Raw genomic sequence first — 24328 nt, 5'->3', positions numbered from 1 at the left:
CGGGAGAACCATGCCGACCCAGACCTCGTCCCACCCCTCACCGAACCCCGGCGGAGACCCGACCGGCGCCACGGAGACTCCGAAAACGCGGAGACCGTGGCTGATCGCCGTGCTCGTCCTCATGGTCCTGGCCGTCATCTACCTGGCGGTCGGCTTCCTCAGCGGACGCATGCTCAGCCCCGGGACGACGGTCGCCGGCGTCGACATCGGTGGCGAGAGCACCTCCGAGGCCAAGGTGACTCTGCGCGAGGAACTCGGCGACAAAGCGGCGGAGAAGATCGAACTCAGGGCCGGAAAGCCCACCGCAGCACTCGACCCCGAGGAAGCCGGCGTCGGCTTCGACATCCCCGAGACCATCAGCCGTGTCAGCGGCTTCACCCTCGACCCGACCGTGCTGTGGGACCGCGTCTTCGGCGATGACGAGATCGAACCGGTCATCATCATCGACGACGAGAAGTTCGAGGACGCGACGGGCAAGGTCACCGAATCCCTGGAAGTCGAACCCGTCGATGCCGAAGTCAGCTACGAGAAGTCGAAGCCCAAGCTGAAAGACGGTGCGAACGGACAGACCGTGAGCACCGAGCAGGTCCGAACGTCCGTCGAAGACTCCTGGCTGCGCGCGGACGGCGCCCTGCCGGTCAAGGCCGCCGAGGTGGAGCCCGACATCACCACCGCCGAAGCCAAGGACGTCGCCGAGGGGTTCGCCGCAGACGCCGTGGCCAAGGATCTCAGCGTCACGGCCGAACCTGCGAAGGATGTCGCATCCGATGTCGACGGCGGCGAGCTGACGATCGATCCGACGACCATCGCGAAGACCCTTACCTTCGAACCGAAGGACTCGAAGCTCGTCCCCGTCTTCGACGAAGAGGAGCTGCAGAAACGAGTGCTGGCGGTCAACGACGATGTCGGCAGACCGGCGAAGGACGCGAGCTTCACGATCAAGGACGGCAGACCCGAGGTCGTGGAGTCGAAGGCGGGAATCGGCATCGAGCAGGACGAACTGACGGAGGCCGTCACCGGCGTCATCGAGGGGAACACCGACACGCCCACCGTAACCCTCGCCTCGGTGAAACCGGACTTCACGACCAAGGACGCGAAGAAGGCCGATGTCTCGGACGTGATATCCGAGTTCTCCACCGGCTACAGCTCACAGCCCAACCGCGACACCAACCTCAAGGTCGCGGCGAAGAAGGTCTCCGGAACCGTCATCCAGCCGGGGGAGCAGTTCTCCCTCAACGAGACCATCGGGCAGCGGACAGCGGCCAACGGGTACAAACCCGCCGGAGTCATCTCCGACGGACAGATGAAGGAGGACTACGGCGGGGGAGTGTCACAGGTGTCGACGACCCTGTTCAACGCGGCCTTCTTCGCCGGATTCGACCTCGACGAGCACCAAGCCCACTCGCGCTACATCTCCCGATACCCGGAAGGGCGTGAAGCGACACTCGACTGGTCGTCGATCGACATGAAGTTCACGAACACCTCGAAGACTCCGGTCGTGCTCGACATGTATCTCTCCGGGGGAGAGGTCCATGCGAAGGTGTTCGGGGTCAAGAAGCTCAAGGTGGACTCTCATTCCTCCGGCCGGTACGACTACAGCTCGCCGGGCTCGATCACCGAATCGGGGTCCGAGTGCTCACCGCAGTCGCCCAAGAAGGGGTGGTCAATCAAGATCACCCGGACGATGGAGGACATCGAATCGGGCGCCGCCTCGAAGGACTCCTTCGTCACCGTCTATCGCCCCGTGAACGAGGTCGAATGCGAGGACTAGGTCGAGTGCGAGGTCTGGGGCGAGTGCGAGGACTGGGGCGTCTCGGACTCGAGGCACATACCGTCTATCCTCGAGTCGCGTACCAGGAGCGATGCCGGACGGTGGCGCCGAGAGATGTGAAGAGATTGAGCGAGGCCTCATTGGCGGCGTCGATGTCGACGAGGTAGGAACGCACTCCTCGGCGCGACAGGAGCACCGCCGCTGCCCGTGCCACGGACCGCCCGGCTCCTCGGCGACGCAGATCCGGATGGGTGACGAGATTCGTCACCACACCCCACTTGCTGCGTTCGACGACACGGCAGCCGGCCACCATGGACCTGCTCCCGTCGGGATGGTCGGCATAGGCCGTGACGAACTCACACGGGTCCGAAGCTTCGATGAGCCCACGGAAAGCCTCCAGTGAACCCGGGTCCCGCTCACTTGTCCACGCTGCGTAGTGCACGTCGCTCGGGTGCTCGCTCACGTCGATCGACAGGCCAGGCGCAGCCACATCACCGGGGTGCTGGGCCCCAGCGGCCGCCTCGGCGGTGGAGCCGGCCAGGAGGAGGACCGGCTGGGACGGAGTGTAGCCGCGGGCCGAGAGCAGCGGAGCGAGCCCTTCACACGCGGGGGCCAGCGAGCTGGAATCATCCGTCGAGTAGATCTGGACGCGGCTGGGCTTCTGTCTGGCCGCATACCAGGCTTCGACCGCGTCGAGGCTCTGCTCCCAGTCCATCCCGGTCTCGGTGACGGGCAGGCAGCTGTTGGCGCGTCTGTGCACGGTCTCGGAGCTGCGCAACAGCCAGCCCTTCTGCAGCAGACTCAGATCCTCATCACTATCGGCGCTCTCGTTGCGCAGATTCTCCACATGCAGCCAGGAGATGTCCTCGGGCAGCCAGGCAGCGGCCGAGATCCTGCGCAGATCGAGCGCGGAGACGATTTCGTGTGTCCGACCCGATCTGGTCGGCGCCGGAGGGACCTCGTGGACGAGCATGATCTGGTCGCGAGGGATGCGTATCGGTCCGCGTTTGGTGCCGATCTCCACCAAGGACTCGTCGGCGCTGTTGACGACGCCGAGGGCGTCCGAAGTCGAGTGCGTGTCACCGGGTGCGAGCGAATATCGTACGACCACTCTCTTGCCGGGCTGCAGATCGTTCACTTGTGGCCTTCCGCTGAAACATCTCGGGTCCTTCAGCCTCCACCCTAATCCAGGCAGCAGCACTCCCGCGGAAGGTGTGAGCGAGGACACCATCCTGAGTCCGGGATCACCTCCAGCGGGTGGGACCCCGCGACGGCATAAGGCGTAGTCTTAGGGTAGATACGTGCAATCTCGTTGAGTCTTAATAGGAGTCGAACTCGTGACGTACATCATTGCCCAGCCTTGCGTCGATCTGAAGGACAAGGCCTGCATCGACGAATGTCCGGTCGACTGCATCTACGAGGGCGAGCGGAGCCTCTACATCCACCCGGACGAATGCGTCGACTGCGGCGCCTGCGAGCCCGTCTGTCCGGTCGAGGCGATCTTCTACGAGGACGACACTCCCGAGGAGTGGGAGGAGTACTACAAGGCGAACGTCGAGTTCTTCGATGAGCTCGGCTCGCCCGGCGGTGCCGCAAAGCTGGGTAACACCGGCCGTGACCACCCGATCATCGCCGCCCTGCCTCCGCAGCAGCACGACTGATCCATGTCTGTTCGCCTCGGCCTCAACCTGCCCGACTACCCCTGGGACCGGCTCACCGAAGTTCGGAACCGGGCCGCGGAGCACCCCGACGGAGTCTGTGACCTGTCCATCGGCACCCCGGTCGACCCCACGCCACAGGTGATCCGGTCTGCGCTGGCAGCCGCCGGCGACGCCCACGGCTACCCGTCGACTGCAGGCACAGATGAGCTGCGAGAGGCGATCGCCTGGTGGTACCGGAGCTGGCACGGGGTCGTCCTCGATCCGTCCGCCGAGGTGCTGCCCACGATCGGGTCGAAGGAAATGGTCGCGTGGCTGCCCACCCTGCTCGGCCTGCGCCGGGCCGAGCTTGCCGTGGCCTGCCCGTCTGCGGCCTACCCGACCTACGAGATGGGTGCCACGATCGCCGGCGTCGAGTGCCGACGCATCGACGCCGCCGACGTCGCCGCCGGAGCTTCCCTCGATGGGATCGGTCTGCTGTGGATCAACACCCCCGGCAACCCCACGGGCGAGGTCCTCGACACCGACACCCTCGCCGAGGTCGTTCGTCGCACCAGGGCGGAGGGAGTCGTTCTCGCCTCCGACGAATGCTACGGCCTGCTCAACTGGGCCTCCGATGCCCCGGCGCCGAGCATCCTCAACGCCACCGGCGGAGACCACAGTGGTGTGCTCAGCGTGTATTCGATGTCGAAGCAGTCGAACCTCGCCGGCTATCGCGCGGCGTTCGTCACCGGCGACAGGCAGCTCATCGGCGACCTCACACGTTCGCGCAAGCATGCGGGCATGATCGTTCCGTTCCCGATTCAAGCTGCGATGATCGCCGGACTGCGTGACACTGCCCACATATTCGAGCAGAAGGAACGCTACCGCTCCCGTAGGGAACTGCTGCGTGAAGGACTCGAAGCCTACGGATTCCGCATCGACCACTCGAGCGCGGGACTCTATCTGTGGTCGAGCGCGGACGTCAACTGCTGGCAGTCGCTGTCGCAGCTGGCCGAGCTGGGCATCATCGCTGGTCCCGGCGAGTTCTATGGTGAGGCGGCCACCGACCACATTCGCATTGCACTCACCGCCGACGACGGGCGCATCGCAGCGGCAGCGGAACGGCTCCACGACGCGGCCGTCTGAGCACTCAGAGCAGGCGGTTCGGACACATTACCGTGCAGTATGTGCAGGCTGCTGTGATTTTCTGAATCTGTGAGTTATCGGTAGTCTTTGAGGGAATTGTGCAAGACGCCTCAGGAAGTTCTTGGGGTGGGTAAAGGCTGAGGAGAACATATGCCATCGGATGCGAGTCTGCGGATCGCGGACACGGAGCTGTCACTGCCCGAGGTGCCTTCGTCCGCGGGCAACAACGGATATCGCATCGGCTCTCTGCTGAATGAGACCGGCGCCGTGACCTACGACCCGGGATTCGCCAATACGGCATCGAGCTCCTCGGCGATCACCTACATCGACGGCGACGCGGGCGTCCTGCAGTATCGCGGGTACCCCATCGAGCAGCTCGCCGAACATTCCAACTTCGTCGAAGTCAGCTACCTCCTCATCCACGGTGAATTGCCGACCCAGGAGCAGTACGACGCATTCGACGCCCGACTGCGCGGACACACCATCGTCCATGAGGACCTGCGGCGCTTCTTCCGGGCGTTCCCCTACGATGCGCATCCGATGCCCATGGTGGCAGCCGCGGTCGCCGCTTTGTCGACTTTCTACCAAGATGACCTCGATGTCTTTGACGAAGGTCAGGTCGACACCTCGACGTTCCGTCTGCTTGCGAAGATGCCGACGATCGCTGCTCTGGCCCATCGCAAGAACATGGGACTGCCCGTCATCCACCCCGACAACTCCCTGAGCCTGGTCGAGAACTTCCTGCGAGTGAACTTCGGCGTTCCCGCAGAGGAGTACGAGCCGGACCCGTTGGCGGTCAGGGCCATGGACCAGCTCTTCATCCTCCACGCAGATCACGAACAGAACTGCTCGACTTCGACGGTCCGCCTCGTCGGCTCATCGCAGGCCAATCTCTTCCAGTCGATCTCCGCCGGCGTCAACGCCCTGGCCGGACCGCTGCACGGCGGTGCGAACTCCGCCGTCCTCGAGATGCTGCAGGGAATCTCCGCCTCCGACGACGGACCGGAGAAGTTCATGGAGCGCGTGAAGAACAAAGAGGACGGCGTCCGTCTCATGGGCTTCGGCCACCGCGTGTACAAGAACTACGACCCTCGAGCGAAGATCATCAAAAAGACCGCCGACGAGGTCCTGGCCCGCTCCGGCGGCGACCCGCTGCTCGAGGTCGCTCAGAAGCTCGAGGAGATCGCTCTGGCGGACGACTACTTCGTCGAGCGCAAGCTCTACCCGAACGTGGACTTCTACACGGGTCTGATCTACAAGGCCCTCGGATTCCCCACGAACATGTTCACGGTGCTCTTCTCGGTCGGACGCCTGCCCGGTTGGATCGCCCAGTGGCGCGAGATGATCAACGACCCGGAGACGAGGATCGGCCGTCCGCGCCAGATCTACACGGGCGCACACTCGCGCGACTACACGGACATCGACAACCGCTGATCGGATAGCCGGGTCGTAACTCGCTCCGCTGACTGCAACTCGCGCAGCCGAGCCGTGGCCGGCACCGCTGGGTCGCGACCGGCACCGTTGGCCGCAACTCGCACAGCCGGGCCGTAACCGGCACCGTTGGCCGCAACTCGCACCGTCGGCGATACGTCCTATACTTACAAAATACGCCCTACACGCAGCTGCTAATCACCGTTCTGCAACGGGATGAAGCAGTGCTGAGTGTAGGACGTATTTTCATCTCAGCCCGGACCGCGGGTTCCAGCAGACCATCTCGCACCCGCTGACCATTCCCACTCTCAAGCGGGCCATCCGGGGCGTTCAGACGCTGCGACACAACGAGGGCGCGTCCTCTTTCGGGGACGCGCCCTCTTGTGGCATTTGATGGCAAGCTCAGTCGACCGCCACTCAGCCGATCGTCACTCAGTGCGGACACTCAGCGCCGCCTGACGTCCAGTGCCGCCTGACGTCCAGTGCCGCCCGGGACTCAGTACCGGCCGCAGCTCAGTACCGGCTGCAGCTCAGCGCCAACCGACGTTGAGTGCCGCCCGACGCTCAGTGCAGATCGGGGTTGAGCTCGATGCCCTTGGACGAGCGTGAGATCGCCTCGACGGCGCCGGTGACCGAGTTGCGGCGGAACAGGATGTTGTTCTGTCCGCTGAGTTCGGAGGCCTTGACGACAGTCTCTTCCTCGCCGGGGACGCTGATGCGGGTGCCGGCGGTGATGTAGAGACCGGCCTCGACGATGCAGTCGTCGCCGATGGAGATGCCCACTCCCGAATTCGCGCCCAGCAGGCTGCCGTTGCCGATCGAGATGCGGTGCGTTCCGCCGCCGGAGAGGGTGCCCATGATCGAGGCACCTCCGCCGATGTCGGAGCCGTCGCCGACGACGACGCCCTGGGAGATGCGTCCCTCGATCATCGCCGATCCGAGTGTGCCGGCGTTGAAGTTGACGAATCCTTCGTGCATGACGGTCGTGCCCGCGGCGAGGTGGGCGCCGAGGCGGACCCGGTCCGCGTCGGCGATGCGCACACCGGCGGGGATGACGAAGTCGGTCATGCGAGGGAATTTGTCGAGGCCGTAGACGGCGACCGAGCCGGAGGCCAGCAGCCGTGCCCGGGTCGCTTCGAAGTCCTCGGGGGAGCAGGCGCCGGCCGAGGTCCACACGATGTTGGCGAGGTGACCGAAGATTCCGTCGAGGTTGACGTCGTTGGGGGCGACCACACGGTGGGAGAGCGCGTGCAGACGCAGGTAGGCATCGGCCGCCGAGGCGGGACCGGCGTCGAGGTCGATCGTCGTGGTCACGACCTGGGCATTTGTGCCTCGCGCCTCGTCGGGGCCGACGAGGGCATCGAGGCCGTCTTTGTGGGCCAGCGAGGTGGCGGCCGCCTCTGCGGCATCATGGGTCTCGCCTGTGCTCAGGGTCGGATACCAGACGGCGAGGACCGTGTCGGTGTGGACGGTGGCCAAGCCACGTGCGGAAACTATGCGTTCTGTCATGCCACCAAGACTAGTCGGTGGCGGCAGTACTAGGCTAAGCGGTATGACTGCCGATCCATCTGCTGAGACCGATTCCGAATTCACCCCCACGGGTGACCTCGCCGATTACCTGTTCGAGGCCCTCGACGACACGGCCGAGCTCACGGGCCGTCTCTGCGCGATCGAGTCGGTTTCGGGCAATGAGAGAACGATCACCGACGCCGTCGCCGAGGTGCTGGACCGGATCAGCGGCGGGCCCGGCCCCGACCTCGAGATCCTCAGGGACGCAGACACGATCGTGGCCCGTACCCAGCTGGGGCATGCCGAACGCATCGTCGTCGCCGGCCACCTGGACACAGTCCCGGTCGAGGACAATCTTCCGCCTCGACGCACACACCTCACCGGTGACGACTACACGGACGAGCAGGTCATCTGGGGCCGGGGAGCCTGCGATATGAAGGCAGGGGTCGCGATGGCGCTGGTCACCGCGGCGGCCGTGCGCGAACCCAACCGCGACGTCACCTGGGTCTTCTACGACCACGAGGAGGTCGACGCCTCACTCAACGGCCTCGGCCGCGTCGCCTGCAGCCATCCCGACTGGCTCAGCGGCGACTTCGCCATCCTCGGCGAACCATCGAATGCCTCCGTCGAGGGCGGATGCAACGGCACCATCCGCGTCGACGTCTCGACGACCGGGGTCCGCGCCCACTCGGCACGGGCGTTCATGGGAGTCAACGCGATCCATTCCGCCGCCGAGGTGCTCCGCCGTCTGGCCGAGCACGAAACCGGCACCGTGAGCGTCGACGGCCTCGACTACCGGGAGTCGCTGTCGGCCGTGTCGATCACCGGCGGGGTCGCCGGCAATGTCGTACCCGACGCATGCACCGTGGCCGTGAACTACCGCTTCGCCCCGACCAGATCCGCCGCCGAGGCAGAAGGGTTCCTCCGGGAATTCTTCTCCGGCTTCGACGTCGTCGTCACCGATGCCGCAGAAGGGGCCAGACCCGGTCTGGACCGAGCCATCGCCCAGGACTTCATCGACACACTCGGACTTTCGCCGGCGCCGAAGTTGGGTTGGACCGATGTCTCCCGATTCAGCGCCCTGGGGGTCCCTGCCGTGAACTTCGGTCCGGGCAACCCCCTCTACGCCCACAAGTCGGACGAGCATGTCCGGGTCACCGAAGTCGAATGGGCCACTTCGGCACTGCACAGCTACCTCGAGGGGCAGTGAGAAGCATGCCCCACGATGATCAGAGTGCTGAGACGGACTTCTACAGCAAGGGACCCCTGCGCCTGCGCGGGTCACAGGTGCCGTCGACGACCACCGACCAGCGTCTGCTGGACTCCCGGGGAACCTCCGACTGGGTTCATCAGGACCCGTGGCGCGTGCTGCGGATCCAAGCCGAATTCATCGAAGGCTTCGATTCGCTGGCGACGATCGGCCCGGCAGTGGCGATGTTCGGCTCCGCTCGACTGGGCGCCCACACTCAGGGATACCGGGATGCCTGTGAGATCTCGCGGCGCCTCGTCGATGCCGGCAATGCGATCATCACCGGCGGCGGTCCGGGCATCATGGAAGCCGGCAACCTGGGTGCCGGTGAGGCCGGGGGAGTGTCGATCGGGCTCGGCATCGAGCTGCCCTTCGAATCCGGTCTCAACGACCATGTCGAACTCGGCGTGAACTTCCGCTACTTCTTCGTGCGCAAGACGATGTTCCTCAAATACTCGCGCGGCTTCGTGGTCATGCCCGGCGGTCTGGGCACCCTCGACGAGTTCTTCGAAGCCCTCACGATGGTCCAGACCGGCAAGGTCACATCCTTCCCGATCATCCTCTTCGGCACCGCCTACTGGCAGGGCCTCATCGACTGGATGACGACGACCCTGCTCGCCGAAGGCACCATCAGCGAGCGGGATATGAGTCTATTCACCCTCACCGATGACATCGACGAGGTCGTCGACATCATCAGCACCGCGGTCGACGCCGATGAGGAGGGTGGGCTGAAGTGAGGGACGCAGCACAGCCGCAGCCCGACCTGGGCGGTTTCACACTGGCACACGCCCGACCCGGGAACCCGGCGATCATGGCCGTGGTCAATCGGACCACGGACTCCTTCTACGAATCGGCGGTGACCGCAGAACAGGCCATCGCCGCCGTCGAGACCGCGGTCGACGAGGGCGCGAACATCGTCGACATCGGCGGTGTGCGGGCCGGACGGGGTCGGGACATCTCCATCGCCGAGGAGATCGACCGTGTCTGCCCCGTCATCGAAGCCGTCGCGCGCAGTCATCCAGACGTGCTGATCAGCGTCGACACCTGGCGTCATGAGGTCGCCGAGGCGGCGTGCGCGGCCGGTGCGGGCATGCTCAACGACACCTGGGCCGGGGTCGACCCCGAACTGGCCCGCGTCGCTGCCGGTCACGACGCGGGCATCGTCTGCTCGCACACGGGGGGTCTCCCCCCGCGTACCGACGCCCACCGCAACCGCTACGGCCTGAGCGCTGGAGAAGTCGTCGACCGAACCCTGGAAGGAGTCATCGGACTGGCAGAGGCCGCACGGAACGCCGGTGTCGCGGCCGAGAAGATCATCATCGACCCGACACCCGACTTCGGCAAGAACTCCTACCAGTCGCTGCGGCTGCTGCGCGGACTCGAAGCCTTCGTCCAGACCGGCTTCCGGGTGCTGCTGGCCATCTCTCGGAAGGACTTCGTCGGAGAGGCCATCGGCGATGTGGCACCGGACGAGCGGCTCAGCGGCACGATCGCCGCCACGGCGCTGTCCGTGGCGAAAGGCGCGGCGATGATCCGCACCCACGATGTGAGGGCGACCGCGGACGCGATCGACGTGGCCCTGGCGATCACCGGTGACGCAGCACCCAAACACACCGTGCGCGGCCTGCGCTGAGCGGGCCGGTCCACTGTGAGAAAATGACGCTATGCCATTGTGGATTGTGATCGGAGTCGCCGCGGCGATCTTCGTGCTCGTGATCGTGCTGGCGGCGACCTTCAACGTCTTCTCCGCCGAGTCCGCCGAGGAGACCGAAGCCGGCTGGGACCCGCTGCCCGAGAACTTCACCGCCGAGGACCTCGACGGACTCTCCTTCCGACCGGCGCTGCGCGGCTATCGCATGGACGACGTCGATGGGACACTCGCACGCCTGCGCACCCGCATCCACGAGTTGGAAGCCGCACACAGGCAGCGATGAGCAGAACCCGCGACCTCCCCGGAATCGTCCTCGCCCCAGAAGTCTTCAACTCCTCCAGAGCCTCCCGTTGGGCAGCGCTGTTCCTCACCCTGCCCGTATGGGTGCAGGCCATCGCCGTGTACTTCGCCTCACGGGTCGTGAGCATCTCCATCTTCGCCGCCGTCCTCAAACGCCAGGACCCGGCCAACTGGTCCTCGAGCCCGGTCACCACCACCCTCAACGACTTCCTCAACTTCTGGGACGGAGGCTGGTACGGACGCGTCGCAGAAGAGGGATATCCGAGCATGCTCCCGGTCGATGAGGCGGGGGCGGTGACGGAGAATCAGTGGGCGTTCTACCCGCTGCATCCGGCCGTCGTGGGCAATCTGTCGAGTGTGACCGGGCTGAGCTATGAGGTGATCTCGCCGCTCGTATCGACTGTTGCGGCAGGTCTGGCCGCCATCGTCATCCTGGCGCTGTTCCGCAAGTACACGGAACCGGGGCAGGCCCTGACCGGACTGGCGCTGGTCATGTTCTTCCCGCCGGCTGCGATCTTCTCCACCGGGTACGCGGAGTCCCTGACGCTGCTGCTCCAGGCCACGGCCCTCTTCCTTCTGGTCGAGCGTCGCTATCTGATGGCGATCCCCGTCGTGTTCCTCATGGATCTGTCGCGGCCCATCGGCGTCGCCTTCGCCTTCTTCATGCTGCTTCACCTCATCGACCGGTTCCTCTCCCGCAGGCATGATCCGTATCCCGGCGCCGAGGTGGTCCGTTCGTGGACCTTGGGTGTTCTGTCGTGCGCCGCGGCATTGGTCCACCCCGCCCATGCGTGGCTGGTGACGGGATCGATCACCGCGTACACCGACACCGAGGCGGCCTGGCACACGGGCGAGTCGACCTACGTCGTGCAGTGGGTGGCCCAGGCGAACAGTCTGCTCGGGCCGCTGGGGCCGCTGGTCCTCCTGCTCGTCATCGCCGGAATGCTCGCGCTCATCTTCTCCCCGGCAGGGGCCAGGATGGGGCGGACCTTGCAGCACTTCTGCCTGGCCTACGGGATCTACCTGCTGATCTTCTTCACCCCGCAGACGTCGACGCTGCGACTGCTGCTGCCGTTGTTCCCGATGGCGCTGACCTTGTCCTTGGTTCGGTCGCGCGGATACCGGGCGGTGCTGCTGTGCGCATTCATCCTGCTCCAGATCGTGTGGATCGCCTACCTGTGGCACTTCACACCACCGGCCGATCTGCCACCCTAGTCGTCGGTTTCCGGTCGGGTTACCCGTCGGTGACCGGATCGTGGAATAATCGCAGGTACAACTGTCGGTCCATCGAACGTGAACCGTCTTTGCAGAATCAACGGAAGGAAGAGCCCACATGGCAGCCCAGAAACCCCGCACCGGCGATGGACCTCTGGAAGTGACCAAAGAAGGTCGAGGCATGGTGATGCGGCTTCCAGTCGAGGGCGGAGGCCGTCTCGTGATCGAACTCAGCAGTGACGAAGCCACCGACCTGCACGACACCTTGGCACAGACGCTGGGCCTCTGAGCGCAGCCGAACTTCGCCGCCGAACGAACGGCCTGGGACGTGGGACGAGCACGGCCAGCTGAACAGACAGGCCAGCTGAACAGACAGCAGAGACTTCGCAGAGTCTCTGCTGTTTCTGCATCAGCAGACGGGCTGTTTCTGCTTCGGCAGAAGGCTCAGCGCTGAGTCTTCTGCAGCAGCAACAGACCTTGGCCGATGGGCAGGAGGACTCGTTCGAGACGGTCCTGACCGGCGAGTCGGTTGAGCATTCCGCGCGCGGCCTGCGTCCGCGGGGAACGATCGACGGGATCGGCCACGCCGCCCTTGAGCAGGGTCTGATGGATGACGAGCAGACCGTGTGTGTCCAACAGACGCAGCGCCGGTTCGATCATGCGTTCGAGGTTCGTCGGCTCCGAATCGATGAACACCATGTCATAGGCACTCGGCGCCAGGCGTTGGAGAACGTCCTCGGCGCGTCCGTTCATCAGACGCAGGCGACTGTGACGGATCCCGGCCATGTCGATGAGGTCACGGGCAGCTGCCTGAGCCGTGGAATTCGTGTCGATCGAAGTCAGGATCCCCGCTGTGGGCATTCCTCGCAGCAGCGCCAGCGTCGCGGTCCCGGCACCGGTGCCGACTTCGACCGCGGCGACGGGGCTGAGCACCCGAGCCAGGAGGGTCAGCGTCGCCGCGGTCGTCTGCGACACCGGGGCCAAGCCGTTCTCATGCGACAGCGCTCGCGCCGCATCCAAGAGCGGATCGGGCCCGTTGTACTGCTCGGAGAAGGTGAGATCACCTGCATTCTCACGTGACAAACGACCCTCGCTTTCGGCTGACATGTGGTCTCAAGTCTAACGGCACTCCGGGTCGATTCCGCGGGTTTGCCACAGCGCCTGAAGCTCATCGACGTCGACGAATGCGGATCTGTGCGCCTTCTCGTGCGAATGCGGCGTGCCCTCATCGTCCCAACGTTCGCGTGCGGCGGGCAGCAGCGACTCGGGGAGCACCCCTGCGGCGTTGACGACCCTCCACCAGGTGACGTTCGAACCGAACTCCTTCATCACCCGTCCGACAAAGCGTGGTGAGCGGGAGGCCACGAGCCCGACGGTGCCGTAGCTGACGACTCGGGCCTCGGGCACGAGCTCGACGATGCGCAGCACCCGTTCGACGGTGATCTCGTCCATATCTGTCCAACTCCCCTTCGTGCCCAGCTGCCGGTCTGTGCTCGGTGACGGTTCCTGTGTCGACCGTGAGTCGAGCATACTGCCGTCCACGGTAGACTTGATCCCATGTTGGGTATCAACGGCACCGAGATGTTGATCCTGGTGGTAGTGGCACTGGTCGTCATCGGGCCCAAACGCCTGCCCGAATACGCACAGAAGCTGCGCGAGCTCGTGCGGCAGATGCGTCGAATGGCCGAAGGGGCGAAGGACACCGTGCGTCGCGACTTCGGGGACGAATTCAACGACGTCGACTGGCAGAAGCTCGATCCACGGCAGTACGACCCACGACGGATCGTGCGCGAGGCCCTCGTCGAAGAGGACTCGGCCATCCGCCAATCCAAGCGCCAGGAGCAGTCGTCTGCCGCAGATGACCAGCCAACCGGCGCGAACGACGCCGACGGTGAGGGCGCTGGTGATGCCGAGGTTCGCCCCAATGTGCTGTCACCGATCGAACGGTTCCAATCGCAGGCCGTTCTGCGTGATCGCTCCGCCACGGCGCCCTTCGACACCGAAGCGACCTGAGTCGCCGCGCCGGAGCCGACCCCGAGTCGCCGCAAGGGTGCTGATCCCCAGTCGCCGCGACGGAACCGAACATGGTCCGGGGTGGTCAGCGGCGGAACCGATCGCAACACGACCGAAGCCGGTCGTGGTCCGGAGGGCTCAGACCGGGCTGAGGCCGAGCGAACGGCCGGACAGGCCGCGCGAGCGGTGTGCCAGGCTCGATGCCAATGAGGAGAATGACTGGGCGGCGGGAGAGCCGGGATGGGCCAGCACCACCGGCATGCCGACGTCCGATCCTTCGCGCACCTGCGTGTCGAGAGGCACCTGGGCCAGGAGCTCGACCTGCGAACCGAGTGATTCGGACAGGTTCTCAGCGACCCGTGCTCCGCCTCCTGAGCCGAAGATCTCCATCTGCGTGCCATCGGGCATCTCCATCCAGGACATGTTCTCGATGACTCCGGCCAGTCGCTGATCGGTCTGCGTCGAGATCGATCCAGCCCGCTCCGCGACCTGTGCGGCCGCCTGCTGGGGGGTCGTGACGACGAGCAGCTCGGAGTTCGGCAGCAGCTGGGCAACGGAGATCGCAATGTCGCCGGTGCCCGGTGGAAGGTCGAGCAGAAGGACGTCGAGGTCGCCCCAGAAGACATCGGTGAGGAACTGCTGGAGGGCACGGTGGAGCATCGGACCACGCCACACCACGGCCTGGTTCGGGGGCACGAACATGCCGATGCTCATGACCTTCACATCATGGGCGACCTGGGGAATGATCATGTCGTCGACTCGTGTCGGTTTGCCGCTGAGCCCGAGCATTCCCGGGATCGAGAATCCGTAGATGTCGGCATCGACGACGCCGACCCGCAGCCCGCTCTGAGCCAGTGACACGGCGAGATTCGCGGTGACCGAGGACTTGCCCACACCGCCCTTGCCGGACGCGACGGCGTAGACCTTGGTGAGGGAATCCGGACGATTGAACGGAACGTCACGGCTTGTGCCGCTGCCCTGGAGCTTCTCGCGCATCGCGGTGCGCTGCTCGGGTGTCATGGTGCCCAGGATCACGGACACATCGGTGACACCGTCGACCTTGGACACCGCTTCGGTGGTGTCCCTGGTGATGGTGTCCTTGAGCGGACAGCCGGAGATCGTGAGGAGGACGGTGACGGTGACCGTCCCCCCGTCGATGCTGACTGACTCGACCATGTCGAGTTCGACGATGCTGCGGCGGATCTCCGGGTCGATGACTCCTGTGAGGGCTTCCCTGACAGCGTCCTCGGATGGACCACTCATGTTCACGTCCTTTCTCCTCCCGATCACTCGTCTCGGGGCCTCCAGCCTACCTGTTCGGGGTCGGCCCGGTCACCCCGTTCGTCCTCGTCAGCGGTCCCCTGTGCATCCTCCTCGAGTTCCTTGAGCAGGTCCTTGAGCTCGGAGCGGATGAAGTCGCGGGTGGCGACCTCTCGCATCGCAATCCGCAGTGCCGCGACCTCACGGGCCAGGTATTCGGTGTCGGCGAGGTTGCGTTCGGCCCGCTGCCTGTCATGCTCGAACTCGACCCGGTCACGGTCGGTGCTGCGGTTCTCCGCGAGCAGGATCAGCGGTGCGGCGTAGGAGGCCTGCAGGGACAGAATCAGGGTCAGAAGCGTGAAGTTCAGCGACCGAGGGTCGAACTGCCAGGATTCGGGCAGAACTGTGTTCCACAGCAGCCAGACGGCACAGAACACGGTCATGCCGACGAGGAAGGCGGGAGTGCCCATGAAGCGGGCGAACCCCTCGGCGCCGCGGCCGAAGGTCTCCGGAGACATGGCGATGTTGGGCAGCCTGCGTCGGCTCGTGCGGGGAATGTCGAAATCGTCGGTAGCCATGTTTATCTGCTCCTGTGATCATCGCGGCCGTTGACCCGCCAGTCATCGGGCAGCAGTTCGTCGAGGACGTCATCGACGGTGACCACGCCGATGAGGTGGTCGTTCTCGTCGGCGATCGGCACCGACACCAGATTGTACGCCGCCAGCAGTTTGGTGACTTCACCGAGCGGTGAGTCGGGCGGCAGCGGCTCGACCTCGGTGTCGAGCATGATGCCGACGGCTTCGTGTGGCGGATGGCGCAGCATCTCCTGGATGTGGACGATGCCCAGATACTTGCCGGTGGGGGTCTCGATCGGCTGCCGACAGACGAAGACGGCCGCCGCCAACGCTGCGGGGAGGTCCTCTCTGCGGACATGGGCGAGCGCCTCGGCGACGGTGGTCTCTGGAGTCAGGATCACCGGTTCTGTGGTCATCAGCCCGCCGGCGGTGTCATCATCGTAGGACAGCAGGGTCCGCACATCCTCGGCGTCGTCGGGTTCCATGAGCGTGAGGAACCGTTCGGCCTGCTCATCGCTGAGCTCACCGAGGAGGTCGGCCGCGTCGTCGGGCTCCATCTCTTCGAGCACGGTCACAGCGCGCTGAGTGTCGAGGGCGGTCAGTAGCTCGACCCGGGTCTCATCGGGCAGTTCCTCGAGGACATCGGCGAGGCGCTCGTCGTCGAGGGCCCGAGCGACCTGGAGACGGCGTTCGGGCTTCATCTCGAACAGGACGTCGGCCAGGTCGGCCGGCTTCGTGTCCTGGTAGGCCGCGATCAGCTGGGTGGCTTCCTGGTCGTCGTCGGAATCGACCGGGTGCTCGGTGTCGGTCCAGGAGATCTGCATCGTCTCACCGCGACGGCGGAAGGCCGAGAACGCACTGCGCTCCTGGACCCTGCGGACGAAGAGACGGGTCACCTCCCAGTCCTTGTTCACCTGCTGCTCGATCCCGACGTCCTCGATCTGGACGGGAGAGTCGTCCTCGCGCAGCCGCAGGCGACGGTCGAGGAGGTCGTTGACGACCAGAGTCTCCGAGCGCCGCTGTTCGAAGCGGCGCATGTTCACCAGCCCCGTGGTGATGACCTGACCGGAGTCGATCGACGTCACCCGGCCCATGGGGACGAAGACGCGTCGTCGGCCCGGAACTTCGACGACGAGCCCGATGACTCTGGGGAACTGCCGCATGGTGGCGCGGTAGACGATGACGGCGTCTCGGACGCGTCCGACCTGGTCTCCGAGGGGGTCGAAGACGGGGACGGCGATGAGGCGTGCGACGAAGACTCGTTTCGGTGGACCACTCATGCGCTCCAGCCTACGCGGGTCATGGTCTCCAGGGGTGGAAAGCGAGGCTGAGCGGGACGGCCGAACCCCGCCATTCCGACATCACTTGTTGTTCATTGAGGGGTCGTGCGGCTGTCACACAGCTGTCTCTCAGTCTCCCTAATGTCTCTTCTCGGCAGCACCACCGACTACCGAGAACAAGGAGACATCCATGTCCCCAAGACGACTCCGACCGAGCGCGGTGACCGGGCTGAGCGCCTGCGCCGTCCTCGCCATGATGGCCCCGTTCGCGGGAGCGAGCTCCGCACAGGCGGCCGAGGCACCCGCCGAACTCTATGAAGGTCACGTACAGGTAGACCGCGGTCAGGCGGACGATCCGCAGACCCTGCAGGGGCAGGTGTTCGACGACGTCAATGAGAACTCGAAGCTCGACGGGGACGAGACCGGTGTTCCCGGCGTCGCCGTGACCAACGGCATCGATGTCGCCCAGACCGACGGAGACGGCACCTATGAACTTCCCGTCCGCGACAATATGACGGTCTCGGTCACCCAGCCCGCGGGCTGGCAGGTGCCCGTCGACTCGGACAATTTCGCGCAGTTCAGCTACAACCACATGCCGGAGGGGTCGCCGGGCGACTTCAAGTACGGCGGCATCGAACCCACGGGCGAGACGCCCAAGGCCGTGAACTTCCCGATGATCGAGTCGGAATCGACAGCCTCGGCGAAGCAGGACTGCGCGATCGCCTCGGACACGCAGGCCTATGACAAGACCGAGATGGGCTACGCCCGTGACGGTGCCGTCGGTGATCTTGCCGACCGCAACGACTACAAGGGCTGCGGAGTCCTCCTCCTCGGCGACAACGTCGGTGATGACCTCAGCCTCAACGACGAACTACGCGACATCTACTCGAGCATGAACGGGCCTGTCAGGGCGGCCCCGGGCAACCACGACCAGGACTACGACTCGCCCGACGATGCCCACGCGCTCGACACCTTCCGTGACCAGTTCGGTCCCTCGCACTTCTCCTACGATGTCGGCAAGACCCATTTCGTCGTCCTCGACAGCATCGAGTACTCGGGCGACGAGTCGACGAAGAAGTACAAGGAGAACATCGGTGAGGAGCAGCTCGACTGGTTGGCCAATGATCTGAAGAACGTGCCGAAGAGCGCACATGTGGTCATCGCCACGCACGCTCCGATCGTCGACCACCAGCAGGTTATCGTCGATGATGCGACCGATCTCTACGACGTCATCGCCGACTACCCGAATGCGGTGACCATCGGCGGGCACACGCACACGCAGGAGAACCTCATCGCCGGCGAACAGCGTGAGGAATGGGCCGCCGAAGGCATCGACGAACTCTCTCACACCCAGATCGTCGCGGGCGCCGTCTCCGGTGACTGGTATTCGGGCGGGCTCAACGCGGACGGCCTTCCCTACGCCTTCACCCGCGACGGATCGGAGCCGGGCGTGCTCACCCTCGGCTTCGACGGTGCCGATCGCAGCGAGCGCTACACAGTCCGCAACGAATCCGCCGATCACCAGCTGCTGCTGGGGGTGAACTCACCCGCATGGCGAGAATGGGCGCAGACGGCACAGGATTGGCAGGACGCCGACAAGGCCGGCACGGAACCCGAGTCGATCTCCTCACGCGTCGTCACCCGTGAGGACCTCGAACAGGGTGATACCTGGCTGACCTCGAGCTTCCTCGCCGGCACCTCAGATGCCCGGGCCGAGGTCAGCTTCGACGGCAAGCAGAACGTCGTCGCCGAGCACACACAGCCCGGCGAGGGTGAGGCGCTGCAGAAGGGCTGGGAGTACACCGACCCGTACACGGCCTCTCAGAACCTGCGGACCTCGGGCAGCGTCGGCCAGACGAGCTCGCACCTGTGGCGCGCTCAGCTGCCTGATGACCTCGGACTCGGCACGCACAGCGCCGAGGTGACCGGCACCGACCGCTACGGCCGCGAGTACACGCAGACGCTGCGGTTCACGGTCGTCGAGGACGAGGAAGCCGCGGAGACACAGTCGGCGAAGCTGCTGAACAGCGACGGCTTCGACACCCAGCAGGAGAAGAAGGTCGAGGACCCCGAGGGACTTGACTCCGACGAGGCGCGCCAGGCCGAGTCGAACTGATCGATGTACACCTGACGGGCGCCGACATCATCGATGTCGGCGCCCGGTCTCGTCTGCGCGTGCTGCCTCAGGGCAGCGCGCTGAAAGCCTCCGCGAAGTCGGGGGAGACGTCGCGCAGCGTCGGCGGCTGACCCCATGCATCGGGAACGGGTGCGGCCGCGGCATGGGCGTCGATGATCGCCAAGCTCAGAACGTCGGCGGCGGCGGCCGTGATCGCGACCAGATCGCGTGTGGAGTCGGCGAATCCCTCCGACAGGCCCACCTCTCCGGTCGCGATGCCGAAGACGGTGTCGCCGTCGAAGAGAGTGTGCGAGGGATGGACCGCGCGGGCGATTCCGGCATGTGCGCCCGAGGCCATTCGGGTGACCTGGGCGGGGTCGAGTGCCGCGTCGGTGGCGACGACGGCGATGGTCGTGTTCTTCGCCGAGGCGGCCCGGTCCTCTGTCGCGGGCGGTGCGGGCAAGGTCGCGACCCGCGGCAGATCGAATCCGAACGAACGCAGCAGGGGATGCGCCCAGAGGCCGCCCTCTGCGGTTCCGATAGTGCCCAGAGGGTTCGCCGCCACGAGGGCGGCGACGGTGTGACCGCTGGGCAGCCGGATCGCAGAGGATCCGAGCGAGCTGCGCATACTCTGCATTCCCGAACGAGCTCCCAGACCCGCGCCGAGGCTGCCCCTGACCTCCGTCGTCTGCTCGGCTTCGCTCACGGACCGCAGCGCGGCCCGGGCCGCTGCGGCGCCGTCGTCGGCCGTGGGCGGACGGGGGATCCCATCGCCTCTGCCCAGGTCGAAGATCGCGGCGGCGGGGACGAGCGGGATGTGAGTGCCCTCGAGCCCGGCGGCGGGAAAACCACGGCCCGCCTCGGCGAGGGTGCCGACGACTCCGGTCACACTCGCCAGTCCCAGGGCGGACCCGCCGGTGAGGACGATCGCATCGGCGCCGTGGGAATGGGTCCCTGGGGCGATGACATCGGTCTCATGGGTGGCCGGGCCGCCGCCGCGGACGTCGACGCCGGCCCGTGCCCCCGATGGTGGCAGGACAGCGGTGAGTCCGGTCAGCCGATCCGAGTCGAGTCGACCGGCGTGGCCCACAGCGATCCCGGGGATCTCGAGGATCCCCCGGCCCCGGAACGGCTGCGGAGTCATCGTCGCTGCACCCAGGCCTCGACCTCGTCCCGGGTGCGGGGGAAGTCCGCGGAGAGGTTCTCCACGCCTTCGGCAGTCACGAGGACGTCGTCTTCGATGCGCACGCCGTTGCCGCGGAACTCCTCGGGCAGGAGCAGATCGTCGAGCTTGAAGTACAGGCCCGGTTCGATCGTGAAGACCATACCGGGCTCGATTACCGCATCGAGGTACATGTCCGCCCGGGCCTGCGCACAGTCGTGGACGTCGAGGCCCAGATGGTGGCTGGTGCCGTGGACCATCCAGCGGCGGTGCTGCTGCCCTTCGGGCGAGAGCGACTGGGCAGCTGAGACCGGGAGGATCCCGAACTCCTCGAGGCGAGCGGCGATGATCTCCATCGCGGCGTCGTGGACCTCGCGGAACTTCACCTGACGGTTGACGTGGTCGGCGGCGACCGCGAAGGCCGCGTCCGAGGCGTCGAGAACCGCATCGTAGATCTTCGCCTGGACATCGGTGAAGGCACCCGAGACCGGCAGGGTGCGGGTGATGTCGGCCGTGTAGAGGGAATCCGCCTCCGCCCCGGCATCGACGAGAACGAGGTCACCCTCGCGGACGACACCGTCATTGCGGATCCAGTGCAGGGTGCAGGCGTGATTGCCGGAGGCCGCGATCGTGTCATAGCCGACGCCGTTGCCGTCGGAGCGGGCCGCGGTCTCGAAGGCGGTCTCGATGACGCGTTCGCCGCGCCGGTGCGTCAGCGCGTCTGGCAGAGAGGCGACGACGTTGTCGAAGCCGGACCGGGTGATGGCCACGGCCTCGCGCAGGGCATCGATTTCGTGGTCGTCCTTGATCAGACGCAGTTCCGACAGCAGCTGAGCCAGTTCCGCATCGCCGGCCTCGGAGGTTTCAAGGTCGGCCTGCACCTGGGTGCGGGCGAGATCGATGACCGAGTCGATGCGGACATCGGCCTGACGCACGAGTCGGACCGAGATCGCCCCGAGGTCCTTGGTGACGGCGTCGTCGACGGTTGCTGAGCTCTCCGTGGCGATCCCCGTCATCGTCGACATCGCCTCAAGATCGGCGCGGGGTCCGACCCAGTACTCTCCATATCTGGAGTCGGAGAAGAACTCGACGGTGTCCGAACCGGCACGGGGACGGAAGTAGAGGGTCACACTGTGGGTGTCGTCCTCCGGTTCGAAGACGAGGACGGCGTCGGGTTCGGAATCCGTTTCGAGCCCGGTGAGGTGGATGAACGCCGAGTGGGCGCGGAACCGGTAGTCGGTGTCGTTGGACCGGACCTTGAGGCCGCCGGCGGGGATGACGAGTCGCTCACCGGGGAAGGCGGCGGAGACCTTCGCCCGTCGTGCCGGGGTGAAACCGGCTGCTGCCAGAGCCTGCGCATCGAGTGGGGTCCGGTCCCAGCCTTCGGCTACGAAATCGCGGAACGCTTGGGAGTTGGGTCGGTGAGAACGGTTATTCACGCGGTCGTCCAAGGCCTGGGTGGACTCTGAGCTGCCTGCAGTCTGGTCTGTCATAGTCCCATTCTATGCACCGGCCAGAGTCCGTACGAATATCCGAGGTGACTGCGGATAGACTGGGTGCATGGTCATAGATCTCCATGTGCACACTGCATTCTCGGACGGGACTCAGACCCCGTCCGAACTCATGTCCGAGGCGTCGATGGAAGGCATCGATGTGGTCGGCATCACGGACCATGACACCACGGCCGGGTGGGCTCCCGCGGAGGCCGCCGCCAGGGTCTACGGCCTGGGCCTGGTCCGCGGAATGGAGATCTCGTGCCGCCATGAGGGAATCAGCGTACACCTGCTGTCCTACCTCCACGACCCCTATGACACCGGCTTGGCCGAGGTGGTCGAAGAGACCCGACGCGCCCGTCTCGATCGCACGCACCTGATCATCGACCGCCTTGCGGAGGACTATCCCATCGACATGGATGCGGTCCTCGCCGTCTCCGGTGAGGACGCGACGATCGGCAGGCCCCACATCGCCGACGCGCTGGTGGCCGCGGACATCGTCGAATCACGCACCGAAGCATTCGCTTCGATCCTCTCCAGTCGCGGCAAATATCACGTGAGTCTGCCGACGATCGATCCGATCACCGCGATTGCTCTGATCAGGGAGGCCGGGGGAGTCTCGATCTTCGCCCACCCGCGTGCCGCGATGCGCGGCCTGGTGGTCCCCGACACCGCGATGACGGAGTTCATCACCGCGGGACTCGACGGACTCGAGGTCGACCATCGAGACAACCCGCCGGCGGAGCGTGAGGTCATGCGCAGGCTCGCCCATGAACACGAGCTCATCATCACGGGCTCGAGCGACTATCACGGCACAGGCAAGCCCAATCGGCTCGGTGAGCACACGACGACCGACCACATGTTCTCGCAGCTGCTCGAGCGGGCCGGCACCCGTCATGGGGGAGTCGACTTCATCCAGGGGTGAGAACGAGGTGCCTCCGCAGACGGACGAACGGCCCCGACCATCGTGGTCGGGGCCGTTCGTCCGTCTGCGCGGTGACTCACTCCGCGCTGGGCCGGCTGTCGTTGTGCGAGCGTGAGCCGCGCGTCACGGGCCGGCCACCGCGGGTGCGTCGCCGTTCGCGGTTCCGGCGGGGCTTCTTCCGGCCCTCATCACCTGTCGACGATCCTGCCGAGGAGGAACCGCCTCGGCGCTGTTCGGAACTCTTGGACCCCGAACTCTCATTCGCGTCCTCTGCCTGCTGTCGGGGCAGACGGCCCTTCGTTCCCTTCGGAATCCCGAGGTCGGCGAAGAAGTGCGGAGACGTCGAATAGGTCTCGGCCGGTTCGTCGTGGTCGAGGCCCAGAGCCTTGTTGATCAGTCGCCACCGGGGCATGTCGTCCCAGTCGACCAATGTCACGGCGATGCCCGTGTTGCCGGCACGACCGGTGCGGCCGATGCGGTGGACATAGGTCTTCTCATCGTCGGGGCACTGGTAGTTCACGACATGGGTGACGTCGTCGATGTCGATGCCGCGTGCGGCGACATCGGTGGCGACGAGGACATCGACGGCACCATCGCGGAAGGCCTTCAGCGCCTTCTCCCGCTGAACCTGACCGAGGTCGCCGTGCAGGGGCCTGACCTGGAAGCCGCGGTCGCCGAGTTCGGCGGCGAGCTTGTCTGCGGTCCGCTTGGTGCGGGTGAAGATGATGGTCCGCCCGCGTCCCTCGGCCTGCAGCATGCGTGCGACGAGCTCGCTCTTGTCCATCGAGTGTGCGCGGTAGACGAACTGAGTCGTGTTCTTGCCCAGCAGCGAGAGGTCTTCGTTGTCGTGGGCGCGAATGTGCGTGGGCCGGCTCATGTAGCGGCGGGCCAGGGTGATGACGGCACCCGGCATGGTGGCGGAGAAGAGCATCGTCTGACGGTGCGCGGGAACGGCGTTGATGATCTTCTCCACGTCGGGCAGGAACCCGAGGTCGAGCATCTCATCGGCCTCGTCGAGGACGACCGTGCGCACCTTGTGCAGTCTGAGGACCTTGCGGCCGTGAAGATCGAGGAGTCGGCCGGGGGTGCCCACGACGACATCGACACCGGACTTGAGGCGCTTGATCTGCGGGTCGAAGTCCATGCCGCCGTAGATGGTCATGACGTCGATGTCACGCTGCGATGACGCGGTGACGAGATCGGCGGCGACCTGCTTGGCCAACTCACGTGTGGGCACGACGACCAGGGCCTGTGGCAGGCGGGTCTCGCCCGTGCCGGAGACCATATCGGGGGTGGCCTCCGGATCGGCCGGTGCGGCACCGTCCTCATCCTTGCCGACGACGCGTTGGAGAAGCGGGATGCCGAAGCCCAGGGTCTTGCCCGTTCCGGTCTTCGCCTGGCCGATGATGTCGGCTCCGGACAGCGCCACGGGCAGCGTCATCGCCTGGATCGGGAAGGGATGGGTGATGCCTGAGGCGGCCAGGGAGGCCACGATCGGTCCAGCGACTCCCAGTTCAGCGAAATCTGGTTCTGTCTCCGCCATGTTTCAAACTCCTTTTAGCGCCCTCGCGCTCGTCATGGTCGTGAACCGG

The 24328-nt window shown here is 65.7% G+C and carries 23 protein-coding genes; 13 read left to right on the top strand and 10 right to left on the bottom strand.

Annotated elements, in window-relative coordinates:
* Nucleotides 1-10: 10 nt before the first annotated feature.
* On the top strand, nucleotides 11-1771 hold the full coding sequence (locus tag BKA07_RS14035) for a VanW family protein (RefSeq protein ID WP_167951432.1): 1761 nt from the start codon (nucleotides 11-13) through the stop codon (nucleotides 1769-1771).
* 64 nt (nucleotides 1772-1835) lie between these two features.
* Here the strand turns inward: BKA07_RS14035 and BKA07_RS14030 are convergent, their stop codons facing one another.
* A complete protein-coding gene (locus BKA07_RS14030) occupies nucleotides 1836-2909 on the bottom strand; it encodes a GNAT family N-acetyltransferase (RefSeq protein WP_167951431.1) in 1074 nt (357 codons plus the stop codon).
* A 199-nt stretch (nucleotides 2910-3108) separates the two neighbouring features.
* On the opposite strand from BKA07_RS14030, the gene fdxA reads away from it, so the two are divergent.
* The 3 genes from fdxA to BKA07_RS14015 all read left to right on the top strand — a co-directional run bounded on the left by fdxA (nucleotide 3109) and on the right by BKA07_RS14015 (nucleotide 5991).
* Nucleotides 3109-3432, top strand: coding sequence for a ferredoxin (fdxA, locus tag BKA07_RS14025; RefSeq protein WP_167951430.1), 324 nt, complete (start codon nucleotides 3109-3111; stop codon nucleotides 3430-3432).
* A gap of 3 nt (nucleotides 3433-3435) precedes the next feature.
* Nucleotides 3436-4557 (top strand): succinyldiaminopimelate transaminase, encoded by a 1122-nt coding sequence (gene dapC / locus BKA07_RS14020; protein ID WP_167951429.1) that lies wholly within the window; start codon nucleotides 3436-3438, stop codon nucleotides 4555-4557.
* Nucleotides 4558-4707: 150 nt separating this feature from the next.
* Nucleotides 4708-5991: a citrate synthase gene (locus BKA07_RS14015; RefSeq protein ID WP_167951428.1), complete on the top strand. Its 1284-nt coding sequence runs from the start codon at nucleotides 4708-4710 to the stop codon at nucleotides 5989-5991.
* A gap of 561 nt (nucleotides 5992-6552) precedes the next feature.
* On the opposite strand, the gene dapD is transcribed toward BKA07_RS14015, so the two are convergent.
* Nucleotides 6553-7497 (bottom strand): 2,3,4,5-tetrahydropyridine-2,6-dicarboxylate N-succinyltransferase, encoded by a 945-nt coding sequence (gene dapD / locus BKA07_RS14010; protein WP_167951427.1) that lies wholly within the window; start codon nucleotides 7495-7497, stop codon nucleotides 6553-6555.
* Nucleotides 7498-7540: 43 nt separating this feature from the next.
* Between dapD and dapE the strand changes: the two genes are divergently transcribed.
* From dapE to BKA07_RS13980, 6 genes are all read left to right on the top strand, one after another.
* Nucleotides 7541-8707 carry a succinyl-diaminopimelate desuccinylase gene (gene dapE / locus BKA07_RS14005; protein WP_167951426.1) on the top strand — a complete coding sequence of 389 codons (1167 nt, stop codon included), beginning with the start codon at nucleotides 7541-7543 and terminating at the stop codon, nucleotides 8705-8707.
* A 5-nt stretch (nucleotides 8708-8712) separates the two neighbouring features.
* Nucleotides 8713-9483, top strand: coding sequence for an LOG family protein (locus BKA07_RS14000; RefSeq protein WP_245161956.1), 771 nt, complete (start codon nucleotides 8713-8715; stop codon nucleotides 9481-9483).
* Complete coding sequence (gene folP / locus BKA07_RS13995; protein ID WP_342449078.1) at nucleotides 9480-10379, top strand: dihydropteroate synthase; 900 nt, start codon at nucleotides 9480-9482, stop codon at nucleotides 10377-10379. The genes BKA07_RS14000 and folP overlap by 4 nt, the downstream gene beginning before the upstream one ends.
* A gap of 31 nt (nucleotides 10380-10410) precedes the next feature.
* Complete coding sequence (locus BKA07_RS13990) at nucleotides 10411-10680, top strand: DivIVA domain-containing protein (protein ID WP_167951424.1); 270 nt, start codon at nucleotides 10411-10413, stop codon at nucleotides 10678-10680.
* Nucleotides 10677-11912 (top strand): hypothetical protein, encoded by a 1236-nt coding sequence (locus BKA07_RS13985; protein ID WP_167951423.1) that lies wholly within the window; start codon nucleotides 10677-10679, stop codon nucleotides 11910-11912. Before BKA07_RS13990 ends, BKA07_RS13985 begins: the two co-directional genes overlap by 4 nt.
* Before the next feature lie 118 nt (nucleotides 11913-12030).
* Nucleotides 12031-12201, top strand: coding sequence for a DUF3117 domain-containing protein (locus BKA07_RS13980; protein ID WP_167951422.1), 171 nt, complete (start codon nucleotides 12031-12033; stop codon nucleotides 12199-12201).
* A gap of 155 nt (nucleotides 12202-12356) precedes the next feature.
* Here BKA07_RS13980 and BKA07_RS13975 read toward each other — a convergent pair whose 3' ends face one another.
* Both BKA07_RS13975 and BKA07_RS13970 read right to left on the bottom strand, forming a co-directional pair.
* Nucleotides 12357-13019 carry an O-methyltransferase gene (locus BKA07_RS13975; protein WP_245161955.1) on the bottom strand — a complete coding sequence of 221 codons (663 nt, stop codon included), beginning with the start codon at nucleotides 13017-13019 and terminating at the stop codon, nucleotides 12357-12359.
* Between the two features lie 12 nt (nucleotides 13020-13031).
* Nucleotides 13032-13364: an MGMT family protein gene (locus BKA07_RS13970; protein ID WP_167951421.1), complete on the bottom strand. Its 333-nt coding sequence runs from the start codon at nucleotides 13362-13364 to the stop codon at nucleotides 13032-13034.
* A gap of 105 nt (nucleotides 13365-13469) precedes the next feature.
* Here BKA07_RS13970 and BKA07_RS13965 point away from each other — a divergent pair, with 105 nt between their 5' ends.
* On the top strand, nucleotides 13470-13925 hold the full coding sequence (locus tag BKA07_RS13965; RefSeq protein ID WP_167951420.1) for a twin-arginine translocase TatA/TatE family subunit: 456 nt from the start codon (nucleotides 13470-13472) through the stop codon (nucleotides 13923-13925).
* A 138-nt stretch (nucleotides 13926-14063) separates the two neighbouring features.
* Here BKA07_RS13965 and BKA07_RS13960 read toward each other — a convergent pair whose 3' ends face one another.
* Genes BKA07_RS13960 through BKA07_RS13950 form a run of 3 tightly spaced genes read right to left on the bottom strand, consistent with a single transcriptional unit; the run spans nucleotide 14064 to nucleotide 17040 of the window.
* The gene (locus BKA07_RS13960; RefSeq protein ID WP_167951419.1) at nucleotides 14064-15188 is read right to left on the bottom strand and encodes an Mrp/NBP35 family ATP-binding protein; all 1125 of its coding nucleotides are present in this window, start codon (nucleotides 15186-15188) and stop codon (nucleotides 14064-14066) included.
* 23 nt (nucleotides 15189-15211) lie between these two features.
* Nucleotides 15212-15763, bottom strand: a complete 552-nt coding sequence (locus BKA07_RS13955) for a DUF1003 domain-containing protein (RefSeq protein WP_167951418.1) — start codon at nucleotides 15761-15763, stop codon at nucleotides 15212-15214.
* Nucleotides 15764-15765: 2 nt separating this feature from the next.
* Entirely contained in the window at nucleotides 15766-17040 is a 1275-nt protein-coding gene (locus BKA07_RS13950; protein ID WP_167951417.1) for a magnesium transporter MgtE N-terminal domain-containing protein, read from the bottom strand.
* A 190-nt stretch (nucleotides 17041-17230) separates the two neighbouring features.
* Between BKA07_RS13950 and BKA07_RS13945 the strand changes: the two genes are divergently transcribed.
* The gene (locus BKA07_RS13945; RefSeq protein WP_167951416.1) at nucleotides 17231-19156 is read left to right on the top strand and encodes a calcineurin-like phosphoesterase C-terminal domain-containing protein; all 1926 of its coding nucleotides are present in this window, start codon (nucleotides 17231-17233) and stop codon (nucleotides 19154-19156) included.
* A 67-nt stretch (nucleotides 19157-19223) separates the two neighbouring features.
* Here the strand turns inward: BKA07_RS13945 and BKA07_RS13940 are convergent, their stop codons facing one another.
* Together BKA07_RS13940 and BKA07_RS13935 are read right to left on the bottom strand one after the other, a co-directional pair.
* Nucleotides 19224-20300, bottom strand: coding sequence for a P1 family peptidase (locus BKA07_RS13940; RefSeq protein ID WP_167951415.1), 1077 nt, complete (start codon nucleotides 20298-20300; stop codon nucleotides 19224-19226).
* The gene (locus BKA07_RS13935; protein WP_167951414.1) at nucleotides 20297-21811 is read right to left on the bottom strand and encodes an aminopeptidase P family protein; all 1515 of its coding nucleotides are present in this window, start codon (nucleotides 21809-21811) and stop codon (nucleotides 20297-20299) included. Before BKA07_RS13935 ends, BKA07_RS13940 begins: the two co-directional genes overlap by 4 nt.
* Nucleotides 21812-21878: 67 nt before the next feature.
* Between BKA07_RS13935 and BKA07_RS13930 the strand changes: the two genes are divergently transcribed.
* Entirely contained in the window at nucleotides 21879-22736 is an 858-nt protein-coding gene (locus tag BKA07_RS13930) for a PHP domain-containing protein (protein ID WP_167951413.1), read from the top strand.
* A 76-nt stretch (nucleotides 22737-22812) separates the two neighbouring features.
* On the opposite strand, the gene BKA07_RS13925 is transcribed toward BKA07_RS13930, so the two are convergent.
* A complete protein-coding gene (locus tag BKA07_RS13925) occupies nucleotides 22813-24279 on the bottom strand; it encodes a DEAD/DEAH box helicase (protein WP_167951412.1) in 1467 nt (488 codons plus the stop codon).
* Nucleotides 24280-24328 lie beyond the last annotated feature (49 nt).

The sequence above is a fragment of the Brevibacterium marinum genome (assembly GCF_011927955.1).
Taxonomy (GTDB): domain Bacteria; phylum Actinomycetota; class Actinomycetes; order Actinomycetales; family Brevibacteriaceae; genus Brevibacterium; species Brevibacterium marinum.
The sequence above is the reverse complement of the archived record's forward strand: the minus strand, read 5'-3'. Positions and strand labels throughout refer to the sequence as shown.

Excerpts from the sequence above, each read along its gene's own strand:
- BKA07_RS13930 (WP_167951413.1), top strand. The coding sequence starts at position 21,879 with ATGGTCATAGATCTCCATGTGCACACTGCATTCTCGGACGGGACTCAG.
- BKA07_RS14015 (WP_167951428.1), top strand. The coding sequence starts at position 4,708 with ATGCCATCGGATGCGAGTCTGCGGATCGCGGACACGGAGCTGTCACTG.
- dapD (WP_167951427.1), bottom strand. The coding sequence starts at position 7,497 with ATGACAGAACGCATAGTTTCCGCACGTGGCTTGGCCACCGTCCACACC.
- BKA07_RS13970 (WP_167951421.1), bottom strand. The coding sequence starts at position 13,364 with ATGGACGAGATCACCGTCGAACGGGTGCTGCGCATCGTCGAGCTCGTG.
- BKA07_RS13960 (WP_167951419.1), bottom strand. The coding sequence starts at position 15,188 with ATGAGTGGTCCATCCGAGGACGCTGTCAGGGAAGCCCTCACAGGAGTC.
- BKA07_RS13990 (WP_167951424.1), top strand. The coding sequence starts at position 10,411 with ATGCCATTGTGGATTGTGATCGGAGTCGCCGCGGCGATCTTCGTGCTC.
- BKA07_RS13975 (WP_245161955.1), bottom strand. The coding sequence starts at position 13,019 with ATGTCAGCCGAAAGCGAGGGTCGTTTGTCACGTGAGAATGCAGGTGAT.
- BKA07_RS13965 (WP_167951420.1), top strand. The coding sequence starts at position 13,470 with ATGTTGGGTATCAACGGCACCGAGATGTTGATCCTGGTGGTAGTGGCA.
- BKA07_RS13950 (WP_167951417.1), bottom strand. The coding sequence starts at position 17,040 with ATGAGTGGTCCACCGAAACGAGTCTTCGTCGCACGCCTCATCGCCGTC.
- BKA07_RS13940 (WP_167951415.1), bottom strand. The coding sequence starts at position 20,300 with ATGACTCCGCAGCCGTTCCGGGGCCGGGGGATCCTCGAGATCCCCGGG.
- dapE (WP_167951426.1), top strand. The coding sequence starts at position 7,541 with ATGACTGCCGATCCATCTGCTGAGACCGATTCCGAATTCACCCCCACG.
- BKA07_RS13980 (WP_167951422.1), top strand. The coding sequence starts at position 12,031 with ATGGCAGCCCAGAAACCCCGCACCGGCGATGGACCTCTGGAAGTGACC.
- BKA07_RS13955 (WP_167951418.1), bottom strand. The coding sequence starts at position 15,763 with ATGGCTACCGACGATTTCGACATTCCCCGCACGAGCCGACGCAGGCTG.
- BKA07_RS14035 (WP_167951432.1), top strand. The coding sequence starts at position 11 with ATGCCGACCCAGACCTCGTCCCACCCCTCACCGAACCCCGGCGGAGAC.
- BKA07_RS14000 (WP_245161956.1), top strand. The coding sequence starts at position 8,713 with ATGCCCCACGATGATCAGAGTGCTGAGACGGACTTCTACAGCAAGGGA.
- BKA07_RS13945 (WP_167951416.1), top strand. The coding sequence starts at position 17,231 with ATGTCCCCAAGACGACTCCGACCGAGCGCGGTGACCGGGCTGAGCGCC.
- BKA07_RS13935 (WP_167951414.1), bottom strand. The coding sequence starts at position 21,811 with ATGACAGACCAGACTGCAGGCAGCTCAGAGTCCACCCAGGCCTTGGAC.
- dapC (WP_167951429.1), top strand. The coding sequence starts at position 3,436 with ATGTCTGTTCGCCTCGGCCTCAACCTGCCCGACTACCCCTGGGACCGG.
- BKA07_RS13925 (WP_167951412.1), bottom strand. The coding sequence starts at position 24,279 with ATGGCGGAGACAGAACCAGATTTCGCTGAACTGGGAGTCGCTGGACCG.
- BKA07_RS13985 (WP_167951423.1), top strand. The coding sequence starts at position 10,677 with ATGAGCAGAACCCGCGACCTCCCCGGAATCGTCCTCGCCCCAGAAGTC.